15 protein-coding genes are annotated in these 19,050 nt (G+C 63.8%); 2 read left to right on the top strand and 13 right to left on the bottom strand.

The annotated features are described in order from the left end of the window. Nucleotides 1-7: 7 nt before the first annotated feature. Nucleotides 8-1,225, top strand: a complete 1,218-nt coding sequence (locus FDP25_RS03220) for an MFS transporter (protein WP_154148878.1) — start codon at nt 8-10, stop codon at nt 1,223-1,225. A 124-nt stretch (nt 1,226-1,349) separates the two neighbouring features. Here the strand turns inward: FDP25_RS03220 and FDP25_RS03225 are convergent, their stop codons facing one another. The 5 genes from FDP25_RS03225 to FDP25_RS03245 all read right to left on the bottom strand — a co-directional run bounded on the left by FDP25_RS03225 (nt 1,350) and on the right by FDP25_RS03245 (nt 6,498). Beyond that, nucleotides 1,350-2,129 carry a squalene/phytoene synthase family protein gene (locus FDP25_RS03225; protein ID WP_154148880.1) on the bottom strand — a complete coding sequence of 260 codons (780 nt, stop codon included), beginning with the start codon at nt 2,127-2,129 and terminating at the stop codon, nt 1,350-1,352. Between the two features lie 5 nt (nt 2,130-2,134). Further along, nucleotides 2,135-2,866, bottom strand: coding sequence for a class I SAM-dependent methyltransferase (locus tag FDP25_RS03230; RefSeq protein ID WP_154148882.1), 732 nt, complete (start codon nt 2,864-2,866; stop codon nt 2,135-2,137). Beyond that, on the bottom strand, nt 2,863-4,482 hold the full coding sequence (gene cimA, locus FDP25_RS03235) for a citramalate synthase (RefSeq protein WP_154148884.1): 1,620 nt from the start codon (nt 4,480-4,482) through the stop codon (nt 2,863-2,865). The genes FDP25_RS03230 and cimA overlap by 4 nt, the downstream gene beginning before the upstream one ends. Before the next feature lie 100 nt (nt 4,483-4,582). Then, the gene (gene cysS / locus FDP25_RS03240) at nt 4,583-5,998 is read right to left on the bottom strand and encodes a cysteine--tRNA ligase (RefSeq protein WP_154148886.1); all 1,416 of its coding nucleotides are present in this window, start codon (nt 5,996-5,998) and stop codon (nt 4,583-4,585) included. A gap of 200 nt (nt 5,999-6,198) precedes the next feature. Then, entirely contained in the window at nt 6,199-6,498 is a 300-nt protein-coding gene (locus FDP25_RS03245) for an FtsB family cell division protein (RefSeq protein WP_154148888.1), read from the bottom strand. 140 nt (nt 6,499-6,638) lie between these two features. On the opposite strand from FDP25_RS03245, the gene FDP25_RS03250 reads away from it, so the two are divergent. Continuing rightward, on the top strand, nt 6,639-8,267 hold the full coding sequence (locus tag FDP25_RS03250) for an acyl-CoA dehydrogenase family protein (protein WP_154148890.1): 1,629 nt from the start codon (nt 6,639-6,641) through the stop codon (nt 8,265-8,267). Between the two features lie 89 nt (nt 8,268-8,356). Here FDP25_RS03250 and FDP25_RS03255 read toward each other — a convergent pair whose 3' ends face one another. The 8 genes from FDP25_RS03255 to FDP25_RS03290 all read right to left on the bottom strand — a co-directional run bounded on the left by FDP25_RS03255 (nt 8,357) and on the right by FDP25_RS03290 (nt 18,952). Beyond that, entirely contained in the window at nt 8,357-9,895 is a 1,539-nt protein-coding gene (locus FDP25_RS03255; protein ID WP_154148892.1) for a trimethylamine methyltransferase family protein, read from the bottom strand. 222 nt (nt 9,896-10,117) lie between these two features. Further along, nucleotides 10,118-11,302, bottom strand: a complete 1,185-nt coding sequence (locus tag FDP25_RS03260; protein ID WP_154148894.1) for a pyridoxal phosphate-dependent aminotransferase — start codon at nt 11,300-11,302, stop codon at nt 10,118-10,120. Between the two features lie 147 nt (nt 11,303-11,449). Then, entirely contained in the window at nt 11,450-11,617 is a 168-nt protein-coding gene (gene rpmG, locus FDP25_RS03265) for a 50S ribosomal protein L33 (protein WP_039682682.1), read from the bottom strand. Nucleotides 11,618-11,731: 114 nt separating this feature from the next. Beyond that, on the bottom strand, nt 11,732-12,340 hold the full coding sequence (locus FDP25_RS03270) for a cell wall hydrolase (RefSeq protein ID WP_154148896.1): 609 nt from the start codon (nt 12,338-12,340) through the stop codon (nt 11,732-11,734). A gap of 172 nt (nt 12,341-12,512) precedes the next feature. Continuing rightward, nucleotides 12,513-15,083 carry a putative PEP-binding protein gene (locus FDP25_RS03275; RefSeq protein ID WP_154148898.1) on the bottom strand — a complete coding sequence of 857 codons (2,571 nt, stop codon included), beginning with the start codon at nt 15,081-15,083 and terminating at the stop codon, nt 12,513-12,515. 156 nt (nt 15,084-15,239) lie between these two features. Then, nucleotides 15,240-17,495 carry a glycine--tRNA ligase subunit beta gene (gene glyS, locus FDP25_RS03280; RefSeq protein ID WP_154148900.1) on the bottom strand — a complete coding sequence of 752 codons (2,256 nt, stop codon included), beginning with the start codon at nt 17,493-17,495 and terminating at the stop codon, nt 15,240-15,242. A gap of 3 nt (nt 17,496-17,498) precedes the next feature. Then, complete coding sequence (locus FDP25_RS03285) at nt 17,499-18,023, bottom strand: DUF6446 family protein (protein WP_154153053.1); 525 nt, start codon at nt 18,021-18,023, stop codon at nt 17,499-17,501. Next, nucleotides 18,023-18,952, bottom strand: a complete 930-nt coding sequence (locus FDP25_RS03290; RefSeq protein ID WP_154148902.1) for a glycine--tRNA ligase subunit alpha — start codon at nt 18,950-18,952, stop codon at nt 18,023-18,025. Before FDP25_RS03290 ends, FDP25_RS03285 begins: the two co-directional genes overlap by 1 nt. Between the last annotated feature and the right edge of the window lie 98 nt (nt 18,953-19,050).

The raw sequence follows: 19,050 nt of genomic DNA on the forward strand, positions 1-19,050 counted from the left end.
TGCGCCCATGACCGATATCACCGCCCTCCCCGACGACAGCCGCGCCAAGCGCAATGTCACCGTCCTGACCATGGCACAGGCGTTCCTTGGCGCGCAGATGGCGATGATCTTCGTGGTGGGCGGGCTGGCGGGCCAGACATTGGCCAGCAATGCCTGTTTCGCGACCCTGCCGATTTCGCTGATCGTTCTGGGATCGATGCTGGCCGCCAACCCGCTGTCGTGGTTCATGCAACGCGCAGGCCGCAAGGCGGGCTTTTTCGTGGGGGCCGGGGCTGGCGCCACCGGGGCCGCCATCGGGGCCTACGGCCTCTACCTCGCCTCCTTCCCGGTTTTCCTTGCGGGCAGCCTGATCACCGGGGTCTACATGTCGGCACAGGGGTTTTACCGCTTCGCCGCCGCCGACACCGCCTCGGATGCCTTCCGGCCCAAGGCGATCTCCTATGTGATGGCCGGCGGACTGGCCAGCGCGGTCCTCGGCCCGCAATTGGTGAAGGTAACCAGCCAGGCCATGGTGATCCCCTTCATGGGGACCTATATCGCCGTGGTCGTGCTCAACCTCGTCGGCGCGCTTCTGTTTCTCTTCCTCGACATCCCCAAACCGCCCGTCCCTTCCGAGGACGCCCCCAAGGGGCGCTCCCGCTGGGAGCTTCTGACGACCCCGCGCATCGCCGTGGCAGTGATCTGCGCCATGGTCTCCTATGCGCTGATGAACCTCGTGATGACCTCGACTCCGCTGGCCGTGGTCGGCTGCGGGTTCGAAACCGACGATGCCGCCAATATCGTCACCGGGCACGTGCTGGCCATGTTCGCGCCGTCGTTCTTCACCGGCCACCTGATCGCCCGCTTCGGGGTGGAAAAGATCGTCGGCACCGGCCTCGTGATCCTCGCCGCCGCCGGGGCCGTCGCCCTGCAAGGCGTGGCAATCGAAAACTTCTTCATCGCCCTCATCCTGCTCGGGCTGGGCTGGAACTTCGGTTTCATCGGCGCCACCACAATGCTCGCCGGTGCTCATGAGCCGCATGAACGCGGCCGGATGCAGGGCCTCAACGACGTGCTGGTCTTCGGCGGCGTGACCTTGGCCTCGCTGGCGTCGGGCGGGTTGATGAACTGCTCGGGCGGCAACGCGCAGGAAGGCTGGATGTCGGTCAACCTCGCCATGGTGCCTTTCCTCGCCCTGGCAGGCGGGGCGCTGATCTGGCTCATCCTCCGACCGGACGACGCGTAACCCCTCTTCTTCTTTTCCCAAATATCCCGGGGGACGTTGAAAATCCCATTTTCAACGGGGGGCAGCGCCCCTGAATACGGCGCGCGTCAGCGCGCTCATCCTGCCGCGCCGCAGGCGCGCCCTTTTACCAGCGCCCGGTCAGTGCCGCCCGCATGAGGGCCAGCCGCCGCCGGATCGGGGCGGGGTCCAATGTGCCCTCGCCCACACGTGCAGGCCGCGACGCGGCCCGGTGCAACACCGCCTCGGCCTGCGCCACGGGCAAAAGCGCGGGCCGCGCAGCGGGGGGAATGTCGCCTCGCCCCCGGCGGGCCGCTTGCAGGCTGTCCACCCCCTCTTGGGCCAAGGCGCGCACCGCCTGCGCTGTCCCCTCCACAAGCGGGATGCGCCCTGCCGCTTCCAGCGCGGGCACCGCCCGCAGCCAGTTGGCCAACCCCAGCGCAAAGCCCGCCTGCTCCAGCACCTCCGCCGGGGCGGACCGGTCCAGAGCCTGCCCTGCCACCACAAGCAGCCCCCCCGAGGTATCGCGGATGTGCCGCCGAAACGCCGCCATGTCCTCGAAGGGCTCCCGCCCGATATCCCAGCGGCGCGCCAAGATCAGGTCATCCAGCCACTCGGTGTCTTCCGGGCTGAGCAGATGCGCCAGCGGCGTTACCACCTCGTGCCGCCGCACCACCCCGCGTTCGCGGATTTCCTCCAGCGCATCGCGCCACCATTGCAGGCGCATCTCGGCGATCATCGGTTCCTGCGTCACCCAAGGGGCGCGCGAGACCTCGATATTGAAGGCATAGAGCGGGAAAAGCTTCGCCCGCGCCGCCACCGGCGCGGCCATCACGGCAGCAAAGCGCTCGGCGTCCCCCGCTTCCACAAGCGCCGCACAGGCGGTCAGATCGGCATCGAACTCCATGCGCGTCAACTCGGCCCGGTGCCGGGCCGGACCAGCATCAATTCGTATCGTACATGGTCGGGGGCCGCGCGCCACAGCGTGATCTCGCGTTCCGCCTCGGCCAGAACCGGCTCCAGTTCCGCATCGGCCCCGGCCCGCAGGCGCGCCACCCGCGCGGCCAGCGGCATGTAATAAGCCGCCCAGGCGGCGGTGCCCAGCGGGCGGTGATCCACCACCTCGAATCCGGCCGCCTCAACCCGTGCCTTCAGCCCCGCATAGTCGGTGACCTGCGGATAGTCGGCCCAGAACTCCTTGGCCGCTTGCGGGGCGTCGGGGTCCAGCACTGGTTCGGAAAAGGCAATCGCCCCGCCCAGCGCCAGAGATTGCCGCCACAGGCGCAACCCCTCGGTCACGCCCAGGAAATAGATCGCCCCGGCCGACCAGATGAAATCGTAAAAATCGCTCAACGCGCCCATGTCGCCGGTGGTCACCTGGACATTGGTGAAATGCCCCAGCCGCTCGCGCGCTTCATCGGCCAGATGCGGGATTTGCTCGATCCCCTCGATCCGGGCCATGGGCCGCGCCTCGGCCAGGGTTTCCAGGTCGGCCCCCGGCCCGCACCCGGCATCCAGAATGCGCGCCTCGCGGCCCACCTCAAGCCCCTCCAGCGCCCAATGCACATCCTCGGGCAAGCCCGGCCCCTGCCGGGGCAAATCGGCATGCAGGGTCAGGAAGGCCTCCTCCTCGCTCAGGCTCATATCTGCCCCCCGTCGCGGGCCAGCTTCCACATGATCGCGTCCAGAAGCGCCTCGAAACTGGCATCCACGATGTTGGCCGAAACCCCCACGGTGGACCAGCGCCGCCCCTGCCCGTCCTCGCTGTCGATAATGACGCGGGTCACCGCCTCGGTCCCGCCCTGGGTGATCCGCACCTTGAAGTCGACCAGCCGCATATCGTCGATCGCGCCCTGATAGCGGCCCAAATCCTTGGCCAGCGCCTTGGCCAGCGCGTTCACCGGGCCACGGTCGTTGCCCGCCTCGTCCATCGACTCGCTGACCGACAGCTTCTTTTCGCCATCGACCTTCACCACCACCACGGCCTCCGAGAGGCTGACCATCCGGTCATACTTGTTCTTGCGCCGCTCGACGGTCACCTTGTAGCGCTTGACCTCGAAGAACTGTGGCAACTGCCCCAACTCCCGCCGCGCCAGCAATTCGAAACTCGCCTGCGCGCTGTCATAGGTATAGCCACGATCCTCGCGCGCCTTGATCTCCTCCAGGATACGCGGCAGCGCCGGGTCGTCTTTCGCAACCTCGATCCCGGCCTCGGAGAGGCGGCGGCGCAGGTTGGATTGCCCCGCCTGGTTCGACATCGGGATGATACGCGCATTGCCCACGACACCCGGGTCGATATGCTCATAGGTGGACGGATCCTTGAGGATCGCCGAGGCATGCAGCCCCGCCTTGTGCGCAAAGGCCGAGGCCCCCACATAGGCCGCCTGTTTCACCGGCACCCGGTTGAGGATCTCATCCAGCAACCGGCTGGCCTGTGTCAGGGTTTCCAGCGCCGCGCGCGTCACGCCAACCTCGAACCGGCTGGCGAACGGCTCTTTCAACATCAGCGTCGGGATGAGCGTCGTCAGGTTGGCATTGCCACAACGCTCGCCAAGGCCATTGAGCGTGCCCTGCACCTGCCTCGCGCCCGCCTCCACCGCCGCAAGGCTGCCCGCCACGGCGTTCTCGGTGTCGTTGTGAGTGTGAATGCCAAGCCGATCACCGGGAATGCCCGCCTTGATCACCGCGCTGGTGATCTCGCCGATCTCCTGCGGAAGCGTCCCGCCATTGGTATCGCACAAAACGATCCACCGCGCCCCGCCCTCCAGCGCGGCCAGGCAACAGGCCACGGCATACTCGGGGTTGGATTTGTAACCGTCAAAGAAATGCTCGGCATCGAACAGCGCCTCACGCCCCTGCCCCACGATATGGCTGATCGACTGCGCGATATTGGCGGTATTTTCCTCTAGGGAAATGCCCAGCGCGGTCTCCACATGGAAATCATGGCTCTTGCCGACAATACAGACCGATCCCGTCCCGGCATTCAAAACGGCGGCCAGAACATCGTCATTCTCCGCCGACCGCCCCGCGCGCTTGGTCATGCCAAAGGCGGTCATCTTGGCGCGGGTCGCGGGCGCTGCCTCGAAAAAGGCGCTGTCGGTCGGGTTCGCCCCGGGCCAGCCGCCCTCGATATAATCCACGCCCAAGGCATCCAGCGTTGCCGCGATCTGCTGTTTCTCGGCGGTCGAGAACTGCACGCCTTGGGTCTGCTGCCCATCGCGCAGGGTGGTATCGTAAAGGTAAAGCCTCTCCTTATCCATCACAGACCCCCTGCTTTCTTCTTTTCAAAAATATCCCGGGGAGTGTGAGGGGCTGGCCCCTCACTCCAACAGCGCGGCTTGGCGGTGAGGGTCCTCAACTTCATCCCAACCCCTCCAACTTCGCAGGATCGAACCCCGCGCCGGGGATGAGCTCCACCCCCTCCTTGCTCATCCGCACCTCGACGCCTGCTTCGACCAAGACAGCCTTTAGCCGATCCACTTCTGAGAAATCCTTGGTGTCCATGGCTGCTTGGCGGGCATTGAGAAGTTTCAGCTCCCAATCAGAGATAAGTCCGCTATCTGCTGTCTCACGCAAATTGGCAGATTGCATTTCCACCCACTTGTAAAACTCGGGCGGGTCTATACCGATGAATGCAAGAGAACCATAAAGGGCTTCGTAGTCCCCCTTCCCTGCAAGCTCATGAAGCCGGGAAATAGCCTTGGGCGTATTTAAATCATCTGCCAAGGCCTCAACCACCTGCTCATCAGGGTGGCCGGGGCGGAAATCCTGACTATACGCCATCCACTTGCGCAACGTCGCCTCAGCCTCCCGCGCCTTCTCCGCCGTCCAATCCATCGGCTTCCGATAATGCGTGCTCAAAAACACGAACCGGATCACCTCGCCCGGGTATCCCTGTTCCAGTAAATCATGCACGGTAAAGAAGTTGCCCAAGGATTTGGACATCTTCTTGCCCTCCACCTGCAACATCTCGTTGTGCATCCAGACCTGCGCAAAGCCCCCTTCGGGATGGGCGCAGCAGCTTTGCGCGATCTCGTTTTCGTGGTGCGGGAACATCAGGTCGTTGCCGCCGCCGTGGATGTCGAAGCTTTCGCCCAACAACTCATAGGACATTGCCGAACATTCGATATGCCAGCCGGGCCGCCCGCGGCCCCATGGGCTATCCCACCCCGGCAGGTCGTCACTCGACGGTTTCCACAGCACGAAATCCATCGGGTTGCGTTTGTAAGGCGCCACCTCGACCCGCGCCCCGGCGATCATGTCATCGACCGACCGGCCCGACAAAGCACCGTATTTCTTGTAGCTTTCCACCGAGAACAGCACATGCCCCTCGGCCGCATAGGCGTGGCCATCGGCAATCAGCTTCTCGATCATCTCGATCATCTGGCCGATATACTGCGTGGCGCGCGGCATCTGCGTGGGTTCCAAGGCCCCAAGCGCGCCCATATCGTCCAGAAACCACTGCGTCGTCATCTCGGTGATCCGGGCGATCTCGGCGTTCACATCGCCGCCCTCGCCCACGTTCTCGATGGCCCGCGCGTTGATCTTGTCATCCACGTCGGTGAAGTTGCGCACATAGGTCACATGATCCGGCCCATAGACATGCCTGAGCAACCGGAACAGCACGTCAAAGACGATCACCGGACGCGCATTGCCCAGATGCGCCCGGTCGTAAACCGTGGGGCCGCAGACATACATGCGCACATTGTCTGGATCGAGCGGCTGAAAGACCTCTTTCTTGCGGGTCTTGGTGTTGTGCAGTTTGATCGTCGTCATAAGGCCCTCGCGCGCGCAGCTTCCCTGCGGCGGGCTTTAGCAACTTCATGTCATGGATGGAATAGAAGACCAGCCCGCCTGAGTTGTCTCAGTGGGTAATGCAGCAAATGATGATGCAGGTTCTGGTCATGGCGGGACGATACGCGCGCAAGCCGCCCCACGCAAGGGGGTTGCAGGCCATCAAGGAATATGGAGCGGCCTTACCGGATCACGATCTCGTCGGCGCGCAGCAGGCCCAGCACATCGCGCGCCTGTTGGTCCAACAGGTCCAGATCAAGGTAGCTATCCGACAAGCGATGCGTCAGATTCTCCATCCGCGCAACCTTGTTTTCCAAGGTTGCCAACTGCTCGGCTAATTCGCGGTTCTGGGCGTCGATCTCGGCGCGGCGGAACAACCCATAATCCCCCTGCACGGCGGCAAAGGTGAAATAGGCACAAAGCCCGAAGGCCACGACGGAATAGATCAGAACGCCCAAGGCGGGCCGCTTGCGGGATGTCATCTGCTTTGCCTGTCTTTGCCTCATGCGCCGCCTCTGACGGGCAGTCAGGCCCCAGAATGCCACAAGTGATTCGCAATGTGAATCCCCCTTTCCCTTCAATTGCTTGCCGCGCTACATTTCGCGGTAAAGGAGAGTCGCCCATGCCACATCTGCCGCCCCGCACCCGACTGGCCACCCACGAGGTCGGCAACCAGCCGCCCACCCCCGGCGATCTGGACCTCTGGGCAGGCGATTCCCCCCTTCGCGATCACGCCGCAGCGGCGGGGGCGGATGGCGAAACCCTCGCCCGTTTCGGCGCGCGGATCGGCACCGAGGAGATGCGCACAGCGGGCCGCGAGGCCAACCGGCAGAGGCCCGAGGCCGTGCTTTTCGACGCCGGGGGCCGGCGGCTCGACGAGGTGCGCTTTCACCCTGCCTATCACCAACTTCTGGGCGAAGGCATCAAGGCGGGCTATGCCGCGCTCCCGTGGGAAGGGGCAAAGGGCGGCCACGCCACACATGCCGCGATGGTTTACCTCATGAGCCAAGTGGAACCGGGCGTGTGCTGCCCGATGACCATGACATATGCCTCCGTGCCCGCCCTGCGCGCCGATGAGCGGCTCTTTGGCGAATGGGTGCCGAAACTGACCGCGCGGGCCTATGACGGCGCCGTTCTACCCTTGGCGCACAAGCCCGGCGCCACCATGGGCATGGCGATGACCGAAAAACAGGGCGGGTCCGACGTGCGGGCCAATACCACCCGGGCCGAGGCCGATGGTGACGCCTACCGCCTGACCGGGCATAAATGGTTCTGCTCGGCGCCGATGTCAGACGGATTGCTGACACTGGCCCAGACCGACACGGGCCTGACCTGTTTCCTTGTCCCCCGCTGGCTGGAGGGCGAGCGGAACGCGGTCCAGATTCAACGCCTCAAGGACAAGCTGGGCAATCGCGCCAATGCCAGCGCCGAGATCGAATTCGCAGGCGCCCTTGCCCATCGCCTCGGAGAGGAAGGCGCGGGCATCCGCACGATCATCGAAATGGTGCACCACACGCGGCTGGATACCGCCATGGCCCCGGCGGGGCTGATGCGGGCCGCCCTCGGACACGCCCACCACTGGGCCAGCCACCGCACGACATTCCAGAAACAACTGACCGACCAGCCCTTGATGCAAAGCGTGCTGGCCGACCTGGCGCTGGACTGGGAAGGCACGCTGGCGCTTGGCCTGCATGTCGCCCATACCTTCGATGGCAAATCCGAGGGGGACCGCGCCTATGCCCGCCTTGCCGTGGCGCTGGCGAAATACCTTGGCAACAAGCTCTGCCCCGGGCTGGTTTACGAGGCGATGGAGGCCATCGGCGGCATGGGCTATGTCGAGGACACGCCCCTGCCGCTGCTCTACCGCGAGGCGCCGCTCAACTCGATCTGGGAAGGCTCGGGCAACGTGATCTGCCTTGATATCCTGCGCACCCTGCGGCGCGAACCGCTGGCCGGGGAGCGGCTGAGTACGGAACTGGGCGCGGCCTCGGGGCAATACCGCGGCTACGATGCCGCGCTCAAGGCACATATGGAGCGGTTCCCAAAACTGCCCGAGGAAGGCGCGGCGCGATGGTATGCCGAAAGCCTCGCCACGCTGCTGACCGCCTCGGTGCTGATCCGCCATGCCCCCGCAGAGGTGGCCGAGGGCTATGTCGCCACGCGACTGGCAGGTCAGCGCGGACGCACGGCAGGGGCCATCCAGGCGGTGGATTGCGCGGCACTTGTGGGCCGGATCGGCGGTGCGATGTGACATCCCGGGGAAGATTGGGGGCCTTGCCCCCGACGCCCTGCGGGCGCCTCCCCCAGAGTATTTTTGGAAAGATGAAAAAGGATGAGGGATCACATCGGCAGGTGGATCTTGAAGGCCTTTCGGATTTCCGCATCCAGCATCGGGTTGAACCGGGCGGCGGACGGGGTGGCAAGGATCGCCTCCTTCCGGGCGCGGGCCTTGTCCACCAGATCGGGCTTGCCGTTTTCGGCCCATTCCTTGGGGCTGGTGCGGTCACCCAGTGACGGGTAGACGTGATCGGCCTGCATCCGGCCCAGCGTGGCCGCGGTGCCGAGGTAATGACCCGGGCCGCCAAGGCAAACCTCGCGCATCTGGTCGAGCGCGAGGGTTTCGTCGTCCACCTCGATGCCCCGGACACAGCGCAGCGCCTGCCCGATCATATCATCGCCCAGGATCAGGCTTTCGTGGCAAAACCCCAGAAGCGAGGCATGCATCCCCGCCGCTTCGTAGACCATGTTTAGGCCCGACAGCCCCGCCATGACGTTCGAGCACATCGCTTCCCACCCGGCCTGCATGTCGGGCAGCTTGCTGTCGGCGATACCGCCCACCGCCCCGCCGGGCAGGTCGTAGAAGCGGTGCATCTGGGCGCATCCCGCCGAAAGAAGCGCCTGTTCGCCCGAGCCGCCGGTCATTGCCCCGGTCCGCAGATCAAGGCCGAAGGGCCATGTGCCGAAGATCGCCGGATGCCCGGGCGAGACGGCATTGACATAAACCAACCCGGCCAGGCATTCCGCCACGGCCTGCACGATGGCCCCGGCCACGGTGGAAGGCGCGGTGGCCCCGGCCATGCCCGCCGAGAGCAAAAGCACCGGCATGCCGCCCTCGATGCAGGCCTCCATCACCTGGCAGGATTCGGTGGCGAATTTCATCGGCGGCACGACGAAGCAATTGGAATTGCTGACGAAAGGCCGGTCGCGCCACGCCCCCTCCCCGCCCGCGATCATGTGCAAAAGCCTGATCCCCTCGCGCGCATGGGCCGGGTCGCTGAAGGAGGTGCCGACGTGCTTGGTGGTGCCCGCGCAACAGGCATAGACCGAGTTCACCTCCATCTCGCAGGTGTCCTCGATATCGCGGGCGACCATGGGGCGTTGCAGGAAATGGATGTTCTCCAGCGTCTCGGCAATGCGGGCGGCATCATGCAGGTCTTGCAGGGTGCTGTCGCGATATTGCTTTCCCTCGATATCGACCATATGCACCGCCGCCCCCGCCGTACCGTAATGCACGCGGGTGCCGGAAAGGCGCAGATCATGCGCCGGGTCACGGCCATGCAGGGTGATGCCGCGATTGGCCCGCGCCAGCGTGTCCTCGACAAGCGCACGGGGAAAGCGCAGCCGTCCATCACCGCCAAGCGTCGCCCCAGCGGCAGTCATGTAATCAATGCCGCTTTGCGGGGCATCGGCAAGGCCGATCTGGTCAAGTGCCTCCAGCGCGGCGGCATGGATTTTTTCGATCTGGGCCGGGGTCAGCACGTTGAGCGTGCCACCCTCCATGCCGGGGCGGACGGGGCGCAGGGTGTCGTCAAGCGGGGCGGCACGGCTGGCACGCCGGGCCGCGCGCCCGCCGGAGCGGCGCGAGGTCATCTGGTTCATTGATTGGGTCCTTTGGATGGGGTTTGGCCATGAGGTGAAACACATCACCTGATGGCTGGCCGCCCCCGTGCCGCGCGCCCCCGCGCGGCGCCAATGGTCCTGATGATCAGAACGTGTTTGCAGCTCGGCATCATGGCCGGGCCCTCCTCCCTGAGTGGCCCGATCAAAGCTGATTCTCCTGCGTCCGTCTGTCTCAATCGCGACTCGTGTCGCAAACAGCCCTCAGACCGTCGCCGGCGCCACCAAAGATTGCGCCGTTTCCAGCAATTGCCGCAGTGCCGCTTCAAGGCGGCTGTCCTCGACGGTCAGGGCCGCGCGGACATGGCCCGCCGCCGCCTTGCCGAAGCTTTCGCCGGGCATCACGGCTACGTGGTGCTGATCCAGCAGGCGCAAGGCGAAGTCTTCGCCCGACAGGCCCGTGGCGCGGATATCCAGCATGACGTACATCGCCCCCGCCGCGGGGATCGGGCGCACCACGTCCTGCCCCTTCAAGAGACCCAGAACCAGATCGCGGCGGCGCTCGAAGGGTTCGGCGATCTTCGCCTCGAACTCCGGCCCTTGGTCCAGCGCGAAACAGGCGGCCTCCTGAATGAAACCGGCCACGCCATAGGTGGTATGGGTGGCAAGGTTCGACATATGGGTGATCGCCTTCTCCGGCCCGACGACCCAGCCGATGCGACTTCCGGTCATGGCGTGGCTTTTCGACAATGAGCCGATGACAAGCGTCCGGTCGGCCATACCCTCAAGGCTGCGCGGGGTGATATGGTCTCCGTCCCAGACCTGCGTGTCGTAAACCTCGTCCGAGATCATCCACAGATCATGCGCCCGGCAGACATCGGCCAGCCCGTCCAGTGTCTCGCGGGTATAGTTCACGCCGGTGGGGTTGTTCGGCGTGTTGATCAGCAGGCTCCGCGCGCCCGGGGCGGCCTCGGCCACCTCTGCCGGGTCGGGTTGAAAGGCGCGCTCGGGGCGGGCCTCAATGGCATGGGGCCGTGCGCCGACACCCCGGATGGTGCCGGGATAGGTGGCGTAATAGGGGTCGATGAACAGCGCGGTGTCGCCCTCGTCACAGGCGGCGTGATGGGCGGTGAACAGCCCCGCCTGCCCGCCGGGCACGACCAGCACGTTATCGGGCGTGGTGGGCACGCCGGTCCGCTCGGTCACCCGCGCCGCCACGCGTTCGCGCAGGCCCTTGATGCCGTTGAAGGCGGAATAGCCGGTGATCCCGGCAAGGGTTGCGTCATGCATCGCGTCAAGGATGCTGCGATCGGTGCCGATGTCGTGTTCCCCGATGGTCAGATGGGTGATGTCATGGCCCGCCGCATCCATGGCATTGGCCTTGTAGTAGACGTCCCAGCCGTCCGATCCGCCACCTGTCAGCCCTTTGATCCGCTGTGCCAGCCGCATGTTCTGCCCTCCGAATATCGCGTTTCCGCGCCCAGATGGCCCGGGGCGCACAGGCTTGTCAAACAGGTCGCCCGCGCCTGCACGGACGCACGCAAAAGGCCGCGCCCGAAGGTGCGGCCCTGCAAAAGCATCCCGAAAGGGCAGATCTTACTTGATCTTGCCTTCCTTGTACTCGACGTGCTTGCGCGCGACCGGGTCGTACTTGCGAACGACCATCTTCTCGGTCATGGTGCGTGCGTTTTTCTTGGTCACGTAGAAATGGCCCGTGCCCGCGGTCGAGTTCAGACGGATCTTGATGGTCGTCGGCTTCGCCATTGGTCTTCTCCTGCACCGGGGCGGCGCACATGGCCCTCTGCCCCGTGAAATTCGTCATGAAGCCTGCCTTTTAAAGCTGCGCGCGCCCGAGTCAACCGGAATCTCGCGCAGACCTCAGTTCTGCGACAGGCGGGTCGGCATCTTGTAGAAATGATGCACGCCGATGGTGGCCGTGCGCGGGAAGACACGCGCCCAGCGCGGGTTCACCGCGCGGGTATGATAATGCGTGGCCCCCTTGGTCAGCGGGCGGTCGGCCCCCTTGATCATCATCTTGGCCACCTTGCCCACGCGGGCAAAGGCGCGCGGCTCGGCGACCACTTCCTTGTGACCATCACAGGTATAGGTGAACTGGCACTGGTACTTGCGGCCCGTCCCCTGGTTGACCACACCACAGACACTGTTGGGAAACTCGGCGCTGTCGACACGATTCATGATCACCTCGGCCACGGCGAACTGTCCCTTGACGGTTTCACCGCGGGCCTCGAAATACAGCGCCTCGGTCAGGCATTGCCACTGCGCGCCACCCGATGTCTTGGGCTGCGCATCCAGCCACGCCCGGCTATAGGTCAGGCCCACCTCGGGGCGTTGCAGGTAGCTCAACAGCCGGTTCTGCGAGATCGAGGACAGCGCGCGCGCCTCTTCTTCGACCAGTTGCTTTACCGGGGGTTCGGCCACGGCAGGCCCCGTCAGGGCCACCAGAATCGCCATCGCAAATCTCAACATGCCACCCTCCTTGCGGTTTGACAGGGCATCCGCCCCCTTGGCATTCCGGCGTGGATATAACATTCGATGGGCCCGAGTCTAGCTTGCCGGGTCGGCAAAGACCCGCCACGCAACAAACGACAACGGCGGCCGCCTTTTGGCATACCGGATGTTGTCGAAACCGGGGCAGCCCCTACCCGATCCTGTCTTTCACCGCCAGCTGTGCGGCAGCAAGTCGCGCCACCGGAACCCGGAAAGGCGAGCAACTGACATAGTCAAACCCGGCTTCGCGACAGAACGCGATTGATTCGGGATTGCCACCATGCTCGCCACAGATGGACAGCACAAGGTCATTTTGCGCACTTCGGCCGCGTTCGGCCCCGATCCGCAGAAGTTCCCCCACGCCCTCCACATCCAGCGTATGGAACGGGTCTTCCGGGTAGACCCCCTGCTGCACGTAATCCGACATAAAACGCCCGGCGTCATCGCGGCTCAGACCATAGGTCATCTGCGTCAGGTCGTTGGTGCCGAACGACAGGAACGCCACCTGCGGCGCGATCTCGTCGGCGCGCAGGGCCGCGCGCGGCGTTTCCACCATCACCCCAAGGCGATAGGTGAAATCCTCGCCCGTTTCGGCCCGCACGGCGGCGGCTACCGCATCGATCCGGCCCTTGACCAGCTCCACCTCGCGACAGGCCGAGACCAGCGGGATCATGACCTCGGGCACCACCGGGGCGCCCTCGTGGCTGGCCTCGATGGTGGCCTCGAAAATCGCCCGCGCCTGCATGTCGTAAATCTCGGGCACGGTAATGCCCAAGCGCACCCCGCGCATCCCCAGCATCGGGTTATATTCGCCCAGCGCCTCGACCCGCCGGGTCACATCCGACAAGGGCAGGTCCAGCGCCTCGGCCAGTTCCAGCATCCCGGCCCGGTCCGTGGGCAGGAATTCGTGCAACGGCGGGTCAAACAGGCGAATGCACACCGGCTGTCCCTGCATGATGCGGAACAGGTCAATGAAATCGGCCCGCTGCATCGGCAACAACACCTCCAGCGCCGCCGCGCGATCCTCGCTTGAATCGGCAAAGATCATTTCGCGCATGGGCGTCAGGCGGTCCAGTTCAAAGAACATATGCTCGGTCCGGCACAGCCCGATCCCCTGCGCCCGGAAATTCCGCGCCACCTTGGCATCGGCGGGGGTGTCGGCATTGGCCCGCACCGCGATGTCACGAATGTCATCGGCCCAGTTCATCAAGGTCTGGAAGCTTTCGTCGCGGGCCGCTTCCAACATCGGCGGCTCCCCGGCCAGAACCTCGCCGCTGTTGCCGTCGATGGTGATGACATCCCCTTCCGACAGGATACGCCCGTCGGGAAAGGCCAACTGCCGCTGCTTGCTTCGAAACTCGATATCCGAGGCCCCGACCACGCAAGGCAGGCCGATCCCCCGCCCGATCACCGCCGCGTGGCTGGTCATGCCGCCCCGCTCGGTCAGGATGGCGGCGGCGGCATGCATCCCGCGAATATCCTCGGGGCTGGTCTCGCGCCGGACAAGGATACAGGCCTCGCCGCGCGCCTCGGCCGCCTGCGCCTCGTTCGCGGTGAAAACGATCTTGCCACTGGCCGCGCCGGGGCTGGCCGCAATCCCGCGCGCCAGCACGTCGCGCGGCGCCTCCGGGTCGACCTGCCGGTGCAGCAATTCATTCAGGGCGCGCGGCTCCACCCGCATCAGCGCCTCTTCGCGGGGGATGATCCCATCCTCGGCCAAGGCCACCGAAATCGCCACCGCCGAGCGAGCATTCCGCGCCACGCGCACCCCGTCCAACAGGTAAACCTCGCCATTCTCGATGGTGAATTCGGCCTGCATCTCGGCGCGCAGCTTCTCGCGCATGATATACAGGTAGTCCTTGAGCTTCGCGAAGGCCTCCGGCGCCAGTTCCTCCAACGACGGCCCGCGCGGGTCACGCTCCAGATAGAGCGAATCCGCCCCCTGGCTCAGGGCCTCGCGCCCCTGGCTCTGGCTCAGGTAACGCCCGGTGATTTGCCGCGCGCCCGTGGTACTGTTGACCAGTTGCATCACGCCCGAGCCGCATTCGCCCGTGCCCAGACCATAGGCCATCTCCTGCACCACCAGCCCAAGGCCCGCATCCACCGGCGCGCCCTTGGCCTGCCGCAACAGCCGCGCCGTTGTGCCTTCCCATGCCCGCGCCATGGAGCGCAGCACTTCAAGAAGCTGCACCGCGGTATCCTGCGGAAAGGGCTCCTCGGTTTCCTCTTCATAGGCGCGCAGGGCTTGGCCCAGACCTGCAACAGGGTCTTCGGACACATCATCGAACATATCCGGATCAAGCCGTGCGACGTGAATGGCAAAGGATTGCACGAACCGCATGTAAAGTTCAGCGGCGGACGCCTTGCCGATCCGATCGCTCAGGACGACATAGCTGGCATCGTTCATCCCGATGTTCAGAACCGCCCCCGGACCACCCCAATCGGGGTCTTCCGACGAAGGGCGCACGCACAACAGCGGCTCATCCCCGAAACCGCGCACCAGATCGCCCATATCCGGGGCCTCCCCGGCCGCGATGCGATGCACCGCCTCGAACGACAGGGCCACCGTCCGGGGAACGGGCAGGTCCAGCCGCACCAGACGTTGCAAACACTTCGCCCGCCCACCATGCGTTTCGGTGGTCAAGGGTGCATCGGGGGTGATCAGGGTGATATGCTCTTGGTTATGCTGCACTGCGGCACCTGTGTTGTTCAGGTGCAGCATACGCCCGGTGCGGCACAAGGCAAGGGGAAGAGCGCCGCAGATTACCCCGCCATGGCCCCGTATTTCGTACGAGTCGTACGCTCCCCACACAGTATCCCCAGTTTTTCGTACGAAACCCGGGGTGTGTTCGTACGAGTCGTACGAAAATTCCGGGGCCTACCCCTCCAGCTTGGTCAAATCCGCCGCCTGAAGGCAGATGTCGCGGATTTTCCCAAGCAAGTTCAGCCGGTTACGACGTACGACATCCTTTTCGGTGTTCACTTGCACCGCCTCGAAGAAGGCGTCTATGGGCGCGCGCAATTTCGCCATTGCCTCCATCGCGGCGGTGAAATCCTCGGATGTGTTGGCCTTTGCGATATCCGCCTCGGCGGCCTCGAGTGCGGCAAAAAGCTCTTTTTCTTCAGGGACTTCCGCGTATTTCACATCAGGCCCGAAGGAGTATTCGACGCCATCTTTTTCCTCGGCCTGCGTCAGGATATTGTTGGCCCGCTTGAACCCCTGAACAAGGTTTTCCCCGTCCTCGGTCTTCAAAATCTCGCTGAGGGCTTTCGCCCGGGTGGCAATGAGCCACAGATCATCGCCGCCATCCAGCATCAGGCAAGCGTCGATCACATCATACTTAAGCCCTTGATCTTTAAGGTAAACCTTCAACCGATCATGGAAGAAGGCCAGCAAATCGGTACTCAGATCCGGCACCAGGTCGCCCACGGTGCGCAGCAGACTCCCGTCGCTGGTGTCCGGCGCGCCATCACCGTCTTGCAGCTTGTCCACCACGGCCCGGAACGCCGCCCCGAAAACGCCAAATTCTCCAATCTGATCAAGTACTTCTTCCAAAGTGTCGATCTCGCCTTCGCTGGCTTTTTTGCGGTTCAGGCTGATCTTGTGGCGCAGTAATTGGCTATCGATAAAGCGGTCCAGATGCACCCGAAGGCCATTGTCCAACACGATGCGGATCACCCCCAAGGCCGCACGACGCAGGGCAAAGGGGTCTTTCGATCCCGTAGGCTTTTGATTTATCGCCCAAAATCCGGTCAGCGTGTCGATCTTGTCGGCCAGAGCAACGGTCAGGGAAACCGGCGCCTCGGGCACCGCATCGGACGGCCCGAGCGGCGAATAATGCTCCTCGCAAGCGGCAGCAACTTCGGCGGGCAGACCCGCCGCCTCGGCATAGTAACGCCCCATAAGTCCTTGTAATTCCGGGAATTCATAGACCATCTCGGAACTCAGGTCGGCCTTGGCAACCCGTGCGGCCTGCTCGGCCAGATCGGCATCGGCCCCCACCTTCGGCGCAATCTCCCGCGCCAGTGCCGCGATCCGCGAAATCCGTGCCGCTTGGGTGCCCAACTGCCGCTCGAAGGTGACGTTATCAAGCTGGTCGATCCAAGCCTGCATACCGGCCTTGGCTTCGCGTAAGTCATTCTCCCAAAAGAATTTTGCATCCGCCAGACGCGCCGACAGAACCTTCTGATTGCCCGCCAGAATGGTCGCGCCGTGATCTTCGGTTTCGATATTGGCGACCGTGACAAAACGTTCGATCCGGCCCGTTTTGGGGTTCCTGACCGAGAAAAACTTCTGATGCTCTTTCATCGAGGTTTGCAGCACCTCTGGCGGAAGTTCCAGAAACTCCTCGCCAATCTCGCCCATCAGGACCACGGGCCATTCCACCAGCCCCGCCACTTCGGCCAAAAGCCCTTTGTCTTCAACAACTTCCAACCCGGCGGCGAAGGCCTGATTGGTCGCGTCCTGCCAGATGTGATCGGCCCGTTCCTGCGGGTCAAGGATCACGAAGTCACGCTTCAACTTGGCTTGATAATCCTCGAACCCGGTGACGGCAAAGCGCCCCTTGCCCATGAACCGGTGGCCTTGGGTGGTGTTGCTGGCTTTGATGCCATCAATATCAAGGTCCACCACCGTCGCCTCGCCCGCGTCATCAGTGAGAATGCACAGGATCGAATGCAAGGGCCGCACCCACCGCAGGCTGCCCGCGCCCCAACGCATGGACTTGGGCCATGGGAAATTGCGCACCGTGTCTTCCAGCACTTGGGCCACGATCTCACCTGCCGGGCGGCCCGGTTTGGTGATCTTGGCGAAATAGACCTGACCCTTCTTTTCATCCCTGATTTCAAGGTCTTCACGGGAAACTCCGGCCCCGCGGAGGAAGCCTTCAATCGCCTTTTCCGGCGCATCGACACGGGGGCCCTTGCGCTCCTCGGTGACGGTCGGGCTTTCTGCCAAAACCCCTTCAAGCGCCAGCGTCAGACGCCGCGGGGTCGAGAAGGCCTGTGCATGGGCATAGGTCAGCCCCGCCTCGACCAGCCCGTTGGTCATCTTGGTCTTGAGGTCCTCTGCCGCGCGATGCTGCATGCGGGCGGGGATTTCCTCGGAGAAAAGTTCGATCAGAAGATCAGGCATAGGTCAGTACCCTTCGGGTGGTTCGGGGCAGTTTTCGGGGGCGGGTTCACCATCGAAGACGACTTCGCCGCAGTCGTTGATCTGGTGCCAGACATAACCGCGCCCATCTTCGGTGACGGCGACGATCCGGTCGATACCGTACTGGATATTTTTCTGTCCGAGAAAGGCCAGTGCTCGGCCTTCTTCAAGGGCGGTGCCGACGTCCACGGCATCAAAACAGTCAAACCAGCCGGGGGCGACCAGCGGTTCGGCCCCGTCATAAAGCTCATAGGTTTCGCTGAGCATGGCGTGGCTCATGGTGGTGGTGAAGCAGGCGCGATAGCGGATCGGGGAACTCTCGGCATCGATGGCTTCAAAGTTGTCATAAAGCACGGGTTCCGGCGCGCCGGAGACGAGCGACGTCATCTGCACGTCATCGGTTCCGGTGGCCTTCACCGGTTCGTAATAGGCGTATATCTGTTGGTAATAGAGGAACACGCCCGCGACAATTGCCACAACCACGATCGATCCTCCCAAAATTTTCCCCATCACGCCGCGTGCCCTCCGGCTTCGGTCTGCACGAAGGCATCGGCGCATTTCTTGGCAAGCGCGCGCACCCGCCCGATATAGGCCTGCCGTTCGGTGACCGAGATCACCCCGCGCGCGTCCAGCAAGTTGAACAGATGGCTGGCCTTGATACATTGATCATAGGCCGGGTGTGCCATGACGATGCGTTTGCCGGTTTTAGGGTCTTCATGTTCTTGGCTCAAGATCGCCTCGCACTCCGCCTCGGCCTCCTCGAACTGTTTGAACAGAACATCCGTGTTGGCCACGTCGAAGTTCCAGCGGCTATATTCCTGTTCGGTCTGGCGGAAAACATCGCCATACGACAGGGCAATCGGCGCGTCAGGATCGTTGAAGGGCATGTCCATCACGTGGTCGATGCCCAGAACATACATGGCCAAGCGCTCCAAGCCATAGGTCAGTTCGCCCGACACGGGGTGGCAATCATGCCCGCCGACCTGCTGAAAATAGGTGAACTGGCTGACTTCCATACCGTCGCACCAAACCTCCCAACCAAGACCCCAGGCGCCGAGCGTCGGGCTTTCCCAGTCATCCTCGACAAACCGGATGTCATGCAGGGCGATGTCGATGCCGATGGCCTTGAGGCTGCCAAGGTAAAGCTCTTGCAGGTTCGGCGGGCTGGGTTTGATCAATACTTGGTATTGATAGTAGTGCTGCAACCGGTTGGGGTTTTCGCCGTAACGCCCGTCGGTGGGGCGGCGCGAGGGCTGCACATAGGCCGCGGCCCAAGGTTTCGAGCCCAAGGAACGAAGGGTGGTGGCCGGGTGAAAGGTGCCTGCCCCCACTTCCATGTCATAGGGCTGCATCATGGCGCAGCCCTGTTCGGACCAGTAGGTTTGCAGCCGCAGGATGATCTCCTGAAAGCTGCGGGGTTTTCCGGTTTGTTGTACCATGGGTGTCTCCGGGGCTGGCGCCTGAAATCGCCGCTCTTACCTACGGCCCAGACCCGGCAGGGTCAATTGCACGACGAATGATAATTTGGGTGCATGCA

Origin of the sequence: Roseovarius bejariae (genome assembly GCF_009669325.1) — a bacterium.
GTDB lineage: Bacteria > Pseudomonadota > Alphaproteobacteria > Rhodobacterales > Rhodobacteraceae > Roseovarius > Roseovarius bejariae.

Coding starts and splice junctions, on each gene's coding strand:
- FDP25_RS03220 (WP_154148878.1), top strand. CDS start 8: ATGACCGATATCACCGCCCTCCCCGACGACAGCCGCGCCAAGCGCAAT.
- FDP25_RS03225 (WP_154148880.1), bottom strand. CDS start 2,129: ATGGAGTTCGATGCCGATCTGACCGCCTGTGCGGCGCTTGTGGAAGCG.
- FDP25_RS03230 (WP_154148882.1), bottom strand. CDS start 2,866: ATGAGCCTGAGCGAGGAGGAGGCCTTCCTGACCCTGCATGCCGATTTG.
- cimA (WP_154148884.1), bottom strand. CDS start 4,482: ATGGATAAGGAGAGGCTTTACCTTTACGATACCACCCTGCGCGATGGG.
- cysS (WP_154148886.1), bottom strand. CDS start 5,998: ATGACGACGATCAAACTGCACAACACCAAGACCCGCAAGAAAGAGGTC.
- FDP25_RS03245 (WP_154148888.1), bottom strand. CDS start 6,498: ATGACATCCCGCAAGCGGCCCGCCTTGGGCGTTCTGATCTATTCCGTC.
- FDP25_RS03250 (WP_154148890.1), top strand. CDS start 6,639: ATGCCACATCTGCCGCCCCGCACCCGACTGGCCACCCACGAGGTCGGC.
- FDP25_RS03255 (WP_154148892.1), bottom strand. CDS start 9,895: ATGAACCAGATGACCTCGCGCCGCTCCGGCGGGCGCGCGGCCCGGCGT.
- FDP25_RS03260 (WP_154148894.1), bottom strand. CDS start 11,302: ATGCGGCTGGCACAGCGGATCAAAGGGCTGACAGGTGGCGGATCGGAC.
- rpmG (WP_039682682.1), bottom strand. CDS start 11,617: ATGGCGAAGCCGACGACCATCAAGATCCGTCTGAACTCGACCGCGGGC.
- FDP25_RS03270 (WP_154148896.1), bottom strand. CDS start 12,340: ATGTTGAGATTTGCGATGGCGATTCTGGTGGCCCTGACGGGGCCTGCC.
- FDP25_RS03275 (WP_154148898.1), bottom strand. CDS start 15,083: ATGCTGCACCTGAACAACACAGGTGCCGCAGTGCAGCATAACCAAGAG.
- glyS (WP_154148900.1), bottom strand. CDS start 17,495: ATGCCTGATCTTCTGATCGAACTTTTCTCCGAGGAAATCCCCGCCCGC.
- FDP25_RS03285 (WP_154153053.1), bottom strand. CDS start 18,023: ATGGGGAAAATTTTGGGAGGATCGATCGTGGTTGTGGCAATTGTCGCG.
- FDP25_RS03290 (WP_154148902.1), bottom strand. CDS start 18,952: ATGGTACAACAAACCGGAAAACCCCGCAGCTTTCAGGAGATCATCCTG.